This is a genomic window from Alteromonas sp. G4i35 (assembly GCF_054960375.1).
Map to the genome: position 1 here is coordinate 22,101 of NZ_JBHNZD010000035.1, position 11,147 is coordinate 33,247.

Genomic DNA, 11,147 nt, shown 5'->3' on the forward strand with positions numbered 1-11,147 from the left:
TAAATAAATCTAATCTTTAAAGCTTCAGTACTTTACACGCTAGTCGCTTTGATAACCTCTTGGCCTGCCATGTAAGGCACAAGCGCCTTTGGAATCGTAACGCTTCCGTCTGCTTGCTGATTGTTCTCTAAAATAGCTACAAGCGTACGCCCTACCGCTAAACCAGAACCATTCAATGTGTGAAGAAGTTCAGTTTTATTCGTTTCTGGGTTACGGAATCTAGCCTGCATGCGTCGTGCTTGGAAGTCCAACATGTTTGAACATGAAGAAATTTCACGATAGGTATTTTGCGCAGGCAGCCATACTTCAAGATCGTAAGTTTTACATGCACCAAAGCCCATATCACCAGTACAAAGCAACACTTTGCGGTACGGTAATTCTAGCTTTTGAAGAATAACTTCTGCGTGTCCTGTAAGTGCTTCTAGCGCGTCAAAGCTCTCTTCTGGCTTAACTAACTGTACAAGTTCTACCTTATCGAACTGATGCTGACGAATAAGTCCACGGGTATCTCGACCGTACGAACCAGCCTCTGAGCGGAAGCAAGGCGTATGCGCTGTCATTTTCACAGGCAGCGTTTTCGCATCTAATATTTCATCGCGTGCGATATTAGTTAGCGGAACTTCTGCAGTTGGAATTAGGCTAAGCCCCTGTCCTTCTTCAGTTGCTGGCTTGGTGTGAAATAGGTCTTCACCAAATTTAGGCAACTGACCTGTGCCATAAAGGCTGTCAGCGTTAACCAAGTAAGGCACATACATCTCTTGGTAGCCATGTTCTTGTGTATGGGTATCTAGCATGAACTGAGCAATTGCACGATTTAGGCGAGCAATATCGCCGCGCATCACTACAAAGCGGCTTCCCGTTAGCTTACTTGCGGTAGCGAAATCTAAGCCGTTGTTTAAGCCTTCAGCCACATCAACATGATCTTTAACTTCAAAATCAAACGTGCGTGGTTCGCCCCATCGAGAAATCTCAACATTGTCATCTTCGTCTTTACCCGCTGGTACAGACTCGTGTGGCAAATTAGGAATGCCTTGCGTAAGGGTGTTAATTTCTTCCAACAGTTCGCTAAGTTCCGCTTTAGCGGCGTCAAGCTCGTCACCAAGCTTACCCACTTCAGCCAATAGCGGTGCAATATCTTCGCCCTGCGCTTTTGCTTTACCAATGGATTTACTTCGTACGTTACGCTCGTTTTGCAGATCCTGTGTTCTGGACTGAAGTGTTTTTCTTTTTTCTTCAAGCGAACTGAAAGCTGCTACATCGAGGTTAAAACCACGGGCAGCTAATCGCTTAGCTGTTTGTTCTATATCGCTTCGCAAACACTTTGGATCTAACATGTGTTTCTAATTATCCTTTCATCAATTGAATGGCTAGCCAACCTGCTATTAGGCAAGCGCCAACGTTAAGAAATACATTTGCTGCGGCTTTAAGCCACAACCCGTTTTCTAGTAAAGTTAAGGTTTCAACGGAAAATGTTGAGAATGTAGTAAAGGCACCTAATAGCCCTACACCGATAAGCGCTCGGTAAGGAGAGTCGCTTAAATCATGACGTTCGATAAAACCGTACAGTAATGCGAGTGCAAACGACCCGACCACATTCACCGTTAGTGTACCAAACGGCATGTGTTTTCCAAATAAGGAATCAACACTTGTGGTAACAAAATAGCGTAAACAGGCGCCGGTCGCACCGCCAGCGGCAATAAAACAATACAAAGCTAACCCTTGAGGCACGAAAACTCCCTAGCGCATTTTTTTATTAACTAATTCATATAATCTGAACTAGTTGAGTTACATGTCTGCAACTTTACCTTTTATTGTTACTTCTCGCATTAAGTGAATCGAGAAATTCACGCTTGGCTTTCAAAGCTTTCTCTAAACCGCGTTCATTAGGGTTATACAAGCGAGTTCCAGTAAGGCTTTCCGGAAAGTAAGACTCACCCGCGGCAAACGCGTTCGGCTCGTTGTGAGCATAGCGGTAACCATCGCCATGACCGAGCTCTTTCATTAGCGACGTAGGCGCATTGCGTAAATGCATGGGAACAGGTGCATCAGAGGTTTTACGCGCCAATGCTTTTGCTTCGTTAAACGCCATATATACCGCGTTACTTTTTGCAGCTAACGCACAATATACCGCAGCTTGAGCAATAGCGCGCTCGCCCTCTGCGGGCCCTACTCGGTGAAACGTGTCCCAGGCATTAATACAGAGCTGCATTGCTCTTGGGTCTGCATTACCAATGTCTTCAGACGCGATAGCAAGTAGACGTCTTCCTACATACAGCGCGTCTCCCCCGCCATCAAGAATTCTTGCGTACCAGTAAAGGGCTGCGTCTGGATCTGAGCCTCTAACAGATTTATGAAACGCGGAGATTAGGTCGTAGAAGGTGTCGCCTTTATTGTCGTAACTAGCAACTTTCTCGCCTACCGCATGTTCAACATCGCTTACGGTTATTTCGTTTGCTCCGGTGAAGTCGGCAGCAAGCTCCAAATAGGTGAGAAGACGACGTGCGTCGCCGCCACTTAAATCGATAAGCGCGTTTCTGGCTGTTTCTTCAATACCAAGGGCTCTGTCACCCAGACCTTTTTCAGTATCGCTTAGCGCTCTATCAATCAATTCAGACAGTGCTTCGTGTTCGAGTGTTTTTAGCACATAAACACGTACACGAGATAAAAGCGCTTTATTTAATTCGAACGAGGGATTCTCTGTCGTTGCGCCAATAAAGGTAACAACGCCAGACTCAACAAATGGAAGAAACGCGTCCTGCTGACTTTTGTTGAATCGGTGTACTTCGTCTACAAACAACAAGGTTCGCTGGTTATAACGGGCGTTTTCTTCAGCCGTATCCATGGCGGCTCTGATGTCTTTTACCCCAGAGGTAACCGCAGAAATACGCAATACAGATGCGTTGGTGTATTGAGCAATGAGTTCAGCAAGGGTAGTTTTACCGGTACCGGGCGGCCCCCACAAAATCATAGAATGACAGTGACCCGCCTCTAACATTTTACGAAGAGGCTTACCTTCGCCAAGTAAGTGTTCTTGACCGCTGTACTGCTCTATGGTGACCGGGCGCATTCGCGCCGCGAGGGGCGCGAAATCTTGATTAACGCTGGTCATCAATTATGAAGCTGTCTGGAATATCAACTAAGAACGTATCAGCGGGCACTGGAAAACGCGTTTCAATATTACTGAACACCAAAGTGCTGATTTGCTGTTGCGCATCGAGCATATTAAGCGAAGCGAGTTCACTGTCTTGGTTAAAAGTTAATGTAAGCGTAGCGATTTGGCCGCCCTGTTCTTTAGGCGTGATTTGGTAGCTTTTTGTTGCGCTACCACCATTGATGTTGTCTGCCGCGCCATTTTCAGGTGTTACAGCCGATGAACCGCTATTTAATTGATTGATAGAGAACTTTGACCACGTAGCTTCATCTGTCGATGTAAGCAAAACAATAGGGTTATCTTTAATCGCATTGTCTTGAGATAGGACTGTTACCTGCTCTACGAAGGTATCCACATTCCAAACCGCTTCGCCATCGGCAACCAAAAGGGTTTCATCAGGAAACGTTGTTTCCCAGCGAAGCTTATTGGGGCGGGTCATGGTCAGCGTGCCTTGTGCTTCGTGAACGACATTTTGCTGTGCATCGACTACTGTCTGCGCAAAGCTTGCACGAAACTGCTTCATATTGCTTAACAAAGCCTGCAGTGAAGTACTCGCAGAATCATTGATAAGCGATGAAGTTTTAGGCTGACTAGTGTTTACTGTGGCATTAGCCTGAATAGCGTCATGAACACTGACAACCTCGTGAGCATTGTTCTTGCCTATATTTGAACCTGTTGTATCTAATTCTACCGCAGCGTTAGCAGCAGTCATTGCTGTACCTGCCGTTACCAATGCACTCACAAAATAAACCGAAACTGCTTTATTCATTTATTCAATCCATTCGTTATTCTTTGTGGGGCGGCGGTGCAAGAACCTCACGGTTCCCGTTATGCCCCTGTGCACTTACGACACCACTCATTTCCATTTGTTCAACCAAGCGCGCGGCCCGATTGTAACCAATTCTAAACTTACGCTGCACACTCGACACACTAGCTCGACGTGTTTCGGTGACAAACGCCACGGCTTCATCATAGAAGGCATCAAATTCTTGATCCTCACCCTCAGGCTGTTCGCCTGGCAGTAAGACTTCGGCCGTCGCTTCGCCATTCAGGATCTCATCAATGTATTCAGGCTCACCACGTTTCTGCCAGTCTGCAACTACAGCATGTACTTCGTGATCATCCACAAATGCACCGTGAACACGGGTTGGCACAGGGCTACCAGGAGGCAGATAAAGCATGTCACCCATCCCTAGCAAAGTTTCTGCGCCTTGTTGGTCTAGAATGGTTCTTGAGTCTATTTTACTAGAAACTTGGAATGCACAACGGGTTGGAATGTTGGCCTTGATCAGACCTGTAATAACATCTACAGATGGACGCTGCGTGGCAAGGATTAGATGGATGCCCGCAGCACGTGCTTTCTGTGCGATACGTGCGATAAGCTCTTCTACTTTTTTGCCCACTATCATCATCATGTCGGCAAATTCATCGACTACTACCACGATAGCAGGAAGCTTGGCTAAGTCAGGCGCTTCAGCATCCATACTTTCTTCATTCTTCCACAGTGGGTCCTTTATTGGTGTGCCATTAGCAATAGCTTCTTCTACTTTCGCGTTATAGCCTTTTAGGTTACGCACGCCAAGAGCGCTCATTAGACGATAACGACGCTCCATCTCACCCACGCACCAACGAAGGGCATTGGCGGCTTCTTTCATGTCGGTAACCACTTCAGCAAGCAAGTGAGGTATGCCTTCATAAACGGAAAGCTCAAGCATTTTCGGGTCAATCATGATCATGCGAACATCTTCTGGCGTGCTCTTATAAAGCAAACTAAGAATCATAACGTTCACACCTACAGATTTACCTGAACCTGTAGTACCCGCAACCAAAAGGTGAGGCATTTTGGCTAAATCGACCACCACTGGCTGACCTGAAATATCAGCGCCCAACACCATGGTTAATGGTGATTTATTAGACTGAAAAGTATCGCAGCTAATAACTTCGCTCAGCCGCACCATTTCACGTTTTTTATTCGGCAGTTCTAAGCCAATTACTGACTTACCCGGAATAACTTCCACTACACGCACCGAGATAGCTGACATAGCGCGGGCTAAGTCTTTCGACAGCCCTGAGATCTTGCTCACTTTTACCCCAGGTGCTAAATCAAGCTCAAACCGGGTAATAACAGGGCCTGGGAACACGCCAACCACCGTCGCTTCAATGTTAAAGTCAGCCAGTTTTTCCTCTACCAAACGAGAAATACCTTCAATTTCTTCTGGCGTAAGCGGGTTTTCATGTTTGTCGGCACGTTCAAGTAAATCAAAGGACGGCATAGGTGGTAAATCAGGATCTAACTCACCTGCCCTCGCCTTCACGGGTTTGGCACCTAATGCAGCAGGCGTAAATGCTTGGGTAGCACCTTGACTCGCTCCCTGAGTTTCAACAGTTTGCGACTGTAGCGTTTCCGTATTTGGTTCGCTCCCTTCAACAGATGGCGCGCTGTTATTTGCAGAAGTTATTGGCTTGCTTCCAGTTTCGTAAGGCAAGTCTTCATCAAACTCTTCTAAGTCGTCAAAGTTAATATGCGGACTTTGCTGTGCTTGGTGTTTATGCTCATGTTGACTGCTATCATCTTCTGACTGAACTGAGTCATCTTGGCTCGATTTACCCAAACCCACTTTGTCTTTAAAGCTACCAGTAACCGCACTACGCATACCTGATAATGAGAACGACGACTTTTTCGTCTCAGCTATATCTGCACTTGATGTCGCATCGTCTTCCTCGGCGTTGACAGTATCGTGGGGGTTAGATTGAACAGACTTGTCCCCGTCATAGGTATAAAACGGCGGCTCATCATCTACATCGTCAATGCCAAAGGTAGGCTCACTGCGTGATGGCGTAGTTTTCTGTGTCTGTGATGGTTTTGTCTGTGCAGTAGAAGCCAAAGGTTCAGCGCGCATACTGGTAATATCTAGCTCTGCACCTTCGTCGCCACTTTGATTAGACGATTTGTTAGCTAGGGCTAGTCGCGGCATTTCGAATGCTAACAAACTCTGAGGCGCTGAAAGAGTCTTGCGTCCTAACCACAGCGTACCTTCACCTAACCTGTCGATAATAGTGAGCCAGCTAATACCCGTTAGTAAGGTAAAGCCCGTACAGAAGAAACAAAGAAGTAGCAAAATTGTGCCAGCGGTATTGAAGTAAGGCACTAGCGCTGAACTAATTACGTCGCCAACAAAACCGCCGGCTGAAAAGTTGTAAATGTCGTCAAAATTTATACTGGCGATGCCCGTTGCACCGAGGGCCATCAACAGCCCACCAATAATTCTTAATCCAATAGTAAGGTAATCGAATTCATCGAGTTCTTTAATGTGTTGGAATAGAAACCACCCTAAGAAGGCAGAGCCGAAAGGCAGTAAATACGCTAAAAAACCAAATGAGAATAGCAGAAGATCAGCGACCCACGCCCCAGTTGCTCCAACCCAGTTGTGAACGTCGAGTTGTAATCCAGCCTGACTCCAACCTGGGTCTCCTGGATGAAAAGATGCTAGTGCCAGCAATAAGAAGAAGGCGAAAACACAGGCGATAATCATACCTGCTTCCCACACTCGCTGAACCCCTGTTAATCGCGCCATAACCCTAAAAAACCTTCAATTTCCATCGCATGTATTACCGCAGATAGCTTTTTACCCTATGCGGTAACCGCAGTACTAACCGCAACAAAGAGCTTAGCGAACTCTTTGCTATTCCTACATAATTATTATTGATTTACTTTTTGGTAAGTTACTGAGCGCACAACTGAATTAATACACCCATCCCCTACCCTGTGCTTTAGCGTGCTGTTAATCCTTTGATAAAACACAAACACTGTATTTTTGCACAGCCTACCACAAAACCACGCTATTGAGCCACGCTTTCATTACTTCAAATTAATGCGCAGCGACGATGTACTTTTTACTTCTTCCATCACAACGTACGTCCGCGACTCACTTACTCCGGGCAAGCGCAATAAAGTATCACCTAATAATTTCCTATAACTTCCCATATCTGCAACGCGTGCTTTAAGAAGGAAGTCAAAATCTCCGGACACCAGGTGACATTCTTGTATATCGTCATGCAGTTTTACCGCAGCAGAAAATTCTGCAAAGATATCTACCGATGTTTTCGTTAACGTAATCTCTACGAACACAAGCATAGCTGCGCCGAGCTTTTCTGGGTCAACGACAGCATGATATCCTTTTATATAGCCCTGAGCCTCCAGCCTCTTAACTCTCTCAAGACAAGGGCTGGGGCTTAATCCCACTTCTTTAGCAAGTTCGACGTTTGATATACGCCCGTTTTTCTGTAACTGTACCAGGATATTCCTGTCTATTCGGTCTAGGTGTTTTGGTGTCTTTACCAGCATATAAAATATCTTAAAAGCATCTTTTAGGAGAATTATATGCTACAAACGCCCATTCTTCAGCAGATAGTTCGTTTTTTTATCACGTATACTCCGCAAATATGTTCACGTGCTTCAAAGCCGAACACTATTTATCAAAAGTTCAACCAGAGCCGCTTAGAAGCTCACTATAAGATTGAGGACTATACATGTTAGTTGGTGTACCAAAAGAAATTAAGAACCACGAATACCGTGTTGGCTTGACGCCAGCAGCTGTAAAAGAGTTTGTTAGCCACGGTCACAGCGTTTTAGTAGAAACGAACGCAGGTGACGCAATAGGTTTCACTAACGAAATGTATGTCGAAGCAGGCGCAGCCATTGCATCAACGGCTGAGCAAGTGTTTGCTGAAGCAGAAATGATCGTAAAAGTTAAAGAGCCTCAGCCTAACGAGTGTAAAATGCTTCGTAAAGGCCAGACACTATACACCTACCTACATTTAGCGCCTGATCCTACGCAAACAAAGCTGCTTGTTGAGTCTGGTGCAACTTGTATCGCATATGAAACAGTGACTGACGACCGCGGTGGGCTTCCACTACTAGCACCAATGAGTGAAGTAGCTGGCCGTATGTCGGTTCAAGCTGGCGCGCATTACCTTGAAAAAGCACACGGCGGTAGCGGTACACTTCTTGGTGGCGTTCCGGGTGTAGCACCAGGTAAAGTACTGGTTATCGGCGGTGGTGTTGTTGGTACTAACGCAGCAAAAATGGCACTAGGCCTTGGTGCTGACGTTACTATTCTTGACCGCTCGCTTCCTCGCCTTCGTCAAATCGATGATATCTTTAACGGACAAGTAAAAACGGTTTACTCAACCGTTGACGCTATCGAGCACTACTCTTCAAAAGCTGACCTTGTTGTTGGTGCGGTACTAATTCCTGGTGCAGCAGCTCCGAAGCTTCTTACTCGCGAACAAATTAAGGCAATGAAACCTGGTTCAGTGCTTGTTGATGTTGCTATCGACCAAGGTGGATGCTTTGAAACATCTAAAGCGACCACACACCAAGACCCTGTTTATGTTGTTGACGATGTAGTTCACTACTGTGTTGCAAACATGCCTGGTGGCGTTGCGCGTACTTCTACGATGGCACTTAACAATGCCACATTGCCATTTGGTCTAGCCTTAGCTAACAAAGGACCAGCGAAAGCAATGCTAGAAGACAAGCATTTGCTTAACGGCCTAAACGTGCACGAAGGTAAGGTAACTTACAAAGCCGTGGTTGACGCACTAGGTGAAGAACTAGGTCTAACCTATACACCAGCTGAAGTAGCGCTTAAAGGCGAATAACTTCTAAAGATTAGTCTCGGTTGGGCCTGTGGCCATGCCCTTGAATAAGAAAATCGGAATAAAAAAGCTCGGTATGTGAACATCACATCCGAGCTTTTTTGTATTCGAATTAAGTCTAACCGTTTATTGATGCGTTTACTGCTTTCAGTACGGCAATAGGGTCTTCCGCTTTAGTGATAGGTCTTCCCATAACTAAATAGCTCACGCCAGCTTTCATAGCATCGGGAGGCGTCATGACGCGCTTTTGATCACCAGCATCTGCGCCTACTGGGCGAATACCTGGTGTAACTAGCAGAAAATCGTCGCTGTGTTTTTCGCGTAATGCGCTGGCTTCCTGTGCCGAGCAGACAATGCCGTCTAATCCTGCTTTTTCTGTTAGTGCCGCCAGACGCAGCACTTGTTGCTCTGGTGTCACACCGCTTACTACATCCGCCAACTGCGCTTCATCCATGCTGGTAAGAACGGTAACCGCAATAAGTTTAGTTTGAGGGTTGCTGCTTGTTGCAATCGCCTCTTTAGCTGCTTGCATCATAGGTAGGCCGCCCGATGCATGTACGTTTACCATCCATACACCCAGCTCCGCCGCTGCTCTACACGCTTTCGCTACAGTATTTGGAATGTCATGGAATTTGAGATCTAAGAAAACGTCAAAGCCTTTAGCGATTAGCGCTTTTACGAATTCCGGTCCAAATAAGGTGAACATCTCCTTGCCCACTTTTAGCTTGCACAAGCTTGAATCTAATTTATCAACAAACGCCAATGCAGTGTCTTTATTGTCATAGTCTAATGCAACAATAACGCGTGGGTCATGCATGTTCTTTTATTCTCCGTCTAGCCCTTTGATAGGTTTTACTACGCCCCACTTTTTACAGCTAGGACATAACCAATATAATTTTCGACCGGAAAAGCCACAGCTGCCACAGCGGTATTTAGGGCGCTGCAACATTTGCTTTTCCACCAATTCTTTAAGTAAGCGTAAGCTATCAGCCGTGGTTTTATCTGAAAGCTGGTCAATGTAAAGCCCCATAAGGGTTTTAAAGCCGCGCATAGTCGGGCGTTTGCGAAGTTGCTCAAGTAAGTATTCAGCCGCCTGTGCCGTTTCACCGCGCTTCATAAGCACATCAACCATGGCTAAATAGGACGTAGCACACTCTTGCCAGTGCGCTTCTAAGTTCTTCTGAAAACTTTCCCAGTCGTCAGTTTCTTCAGCAATTTTTTCCAAACTAGGTACGGCTTCGCTGAACCAGTTGATATCGCGTTCGGCCACTTGCGTAAAGTACGCGTTGGCATCAGTAAAGCGTTTTTGATCAAGCGCTATATCACCTAACATAAGCCACGGCCTAACCGCATGTTCGTCGGCATTTACCGCTTTTTGTAATAAGGTCAATGCCGCCCCTTGGCTATCGTTCTTCAACTCAACCGATGCTTGTTCACAATAAAAGTGTGCAAGGCGTTCGCACAAATCATCATTGTCACCATGACACTGCACCATACGTTCGGCTAATTCGATGGCTCTTTCCCACTCTTTCGTGGTCTGGTAGATACTGAAAAGTTGCTGTTGAGCTACAAGGTAGTGTTTATCGCTGTTAAGCAGTTGAAGAAAAGCATTTTCAGCACGCTCTAGAAAGCCTGCTTGTGTGTAGTCGTGACCAAGCTCCCTCAGTGCATTTTCTCGTTGAGCCGGCTGGAGCTCATCACGGCTAACTAAATTCTGGTGGACTTTAATTGCGCGGTCTATTTCACCTCGGTGACGGAAAAAACTCCCCATCGCGATATGCGTCTCTACTGTGTCGCTATTCACGTTAATCATTTTGATTAGCGTATCGACTGCTTTATCAGGTTGGTCTGAGAGAAGGAAGTTTAGCCCCTTGTAATAATGCTTAGATAGAATGCTAGACTGCTTTCGCTGCGCTTGACGGACACTATTTCGGCCCATTATCCAGCCGTAACCTGCCGCAACAGGCAAAAGGAGAAACAGCAGTTCGAGCATTAGTGTTCTTGTTCCAGACTCTGTATTTTAGACTGCGCAGACATCAGCTGAACACGTAATTTTAGCCAGCTCATTAGCATTACCAAAATTCCGATACCAACGCCAATTGAAAGTGTTATCGCTATTAACGTCGATAAGCGAAGATTCGCCTGAGCAATTAAATAATTAACTGTTACTTGTGCTTCATTTTGTGAGCCAATGACAAACGCGATCGCGAGCAGCACCAAAATGATAAGAAACGTTAGGATCCCTTTCAACACTCAACCCTTTTTTGTTGATTTATTTACAAGAATAGCAAAATGCGAAAAGAGATAACACTAAAAGCGTAAGTGAAATGATGTT

10 protein-coding genes are annotated in these 11,147 nt (G+C 45.8%); 1 reads left to right on the plus strand and 9 read right to left on the minus strand.

Going from position 1 to position 11,147, the window contains the following annotated elements:
* Positions 1–32: 32 nt before the first annotated feature.
* From serS to lrp, 6 genes are all read right to left on the minus strand, one after another.
* Positions 33–1,334, minus strand: coding sequence for a serine--tRNA ligase (serS, locus tag ACFI6L_RS18555; protein ID WP_014949630.1), 1,302 nt, complete (start codon positions 1,332–1,334; stop codon positions 33–35).
* Between the two features lie 10 nt (positions 1,335–1,344).
* A complete protein-coding gene (crcB, locus tag ACFI6L_RS18560; RefSeq protein WP_014949631.1) occupies positions 1,345–1,728 on the minus strand; it encodes a fluoride efflux transporter CrcB in 384 nt (127 codons plus the stop codon).
* Positions 1,729–1,801: 73 nt separating this feature from the next.
* Positions 1,802–3,109 carry a replication-associated recombination protein A gene (locus ACFI6L_RS18565; RefSeq protein WP_039234654.1) on the minus strand — a complete coding sequence of 436 codons (1,308 nt, stop codon included), beginning with the start codon at positions 3,107–3,109 and terminating at the stop codon, positions 1,802–1,804.
* On the minus strand, positions 3,096–3,920 hold the full coding sequence (gene lolA / locus ACFI6L_RS18570) for an outer membrane lipoprotein periplasmic chaperone LolA (RefSeq protein WP_462574592.1): 825 nt from the start codon (positions 3,918–3,920) through the stop codon (positions 3,096–3,098). The genes ACFI6L_RS18565 and lolA overlap by 14 nt, the downstream gene beginning before the upstream one ends.
* A 16-nt stretch (positions 3,921–3,936) precedes the next feature.
* Positions 3,937–6,726, minus strand: a complete 2,790-nt coding sequence (locus ACFI6L_RS18575) for a DNA translocase FtsK (RefSeq protein ID WP_462574593.1) — start codon at positions 6,724–6,726, stop codon at positions 3,937–3,939.
* A 284-nt stretch (positions 6,727–7,010) separates the two neighbouring features.
* Positions 7,011–7,496 (minus strand): leucine-responsive transcriptional regulator Lrp, encoded by a 486-nt coding sequence (lrp, locus tag ACFI6L_RS18580; protein WP_014949635.1) that lies wholly within the window; start codon positions 7,494–7,496, stop codon positions 7,011–7,013.
* Between the two features lie 185 nt (positions 7,497–7,681).
* Here lrp and ald point away from each other — a divergent pair, with 185 nt between their 5' ends.
* Positions 7,682–8,815 (plus strand): alanine dehydrogenase, encoded by a 1,134-nt coding sequence (gene ald, locus ACFI6L_RS18585; RefSeq protein WP_014979403.1) that lies wholly within the window; start codon positions 7,682–7,684, stop codon positions 8,813–8,815.
* 115 nt (positions 8,816–8,930) lie between these two features.
* On the opposite strand, the gene pyrF is transcribed toward ald, so the two are convergent.
* The 3 genes from pyrF to ACFI6L_RS18600 are packed head-to-tail and all read right to left on the minus strand — an operon-like array spanning position 8,931 to position 11,062.
* Positions 8,931–9,629: an orotidine-5'-phosphate decarboxylase gene (pyrF, locus tag ACFI6L_RS18590; RefSeq protein ID WP_014949637.1), complete on the minus strand. Its 699-nt coding sequence runs from the start codon at positions 9,627–9,629 to the stop codon at positions 8,931–8,933.
* Positions 9,630–9,635: 6 nt separating this feature from the next.
* A complete protein-coding gene (gene lapB, locus ACFI6L_RS18595; protein ID WP_014949638.1) occupies positions 9,636–10,805 on the minus strand; it encodes a lipopolysaccharide assembly protein LapB in 1,170 nt (389 codons plus the stop codon).
* The gene (locus tag ACFI6L_RS18600; protein WP_014949639.1) at positions 10,805–11,062 is read right to left on the minus strand and encodes a LapA family protein; all 258 of its coding nucleotides are present in this window, start codon (positions 11,060–11,062) and stop codon (positions 10,805–10,807) included. Before ACFI6L_RS18600 ends, lapB begins: the two co-directional genes overlap by 1 nt.
* Between the last annotated feature and the right edge of the window lie 85 nt (positions 11,063–11,147).

Coding starts and splice junctions, on each gene's coding strand:
- serS (WP_014949630.1), bottom strand. CDS start 1,334: ATGTTAGATCCAAAGTGTTTGCGAAGCGATATAGAACAAACAGCTAAG.
- ACFI6L_RS18565 (WP_039234654.1), bottom strand. CDS start 3,109: ATGACCAGCGTTAATCAAGATTTCGCGCCCCTCGCGGCGCGAATGCGC.
- lolA (WP_462574592.1), bottom strand. CDS start 3,920: ATGAATAAAGCAGTTTCGGTTTATTTTGTGAGTGCATTGGTAACGGCA.
- ACFI6L_RS18575 (WP_462574593.1), bottom strand. CDS start 6,726: ATGGCGCGATTAACAGGGGTTCAGCGAGTGTGGGAAGCAGGTATGATT.
- lrp (WP_014949635.1), bottom strand. CDS start 7,496: ATGCTGGTAAAGACACCAAAACACCTAGACCGAATAGACAGGAATATC.
- ald (WP_014979403.1), top strand. CDS start 7,682: ATGTTAGTTGGTGTACCAAAAGAAATTAAGAACCACGAATACCGTGTT.
- pyrF (WP_014949637.1), bottom strand. CDS start 9,629: ATGCATGACCCACGCGTTATTGTTGCATTAGACTATGACAATAAAGAC.
- lapB (WP_014949638.1), bottom strand. CDS start 10,805: ATGCTCGAACTGCTGTTTCTCCTTTTGCCTGTTGCGGCAGGTTACGGC.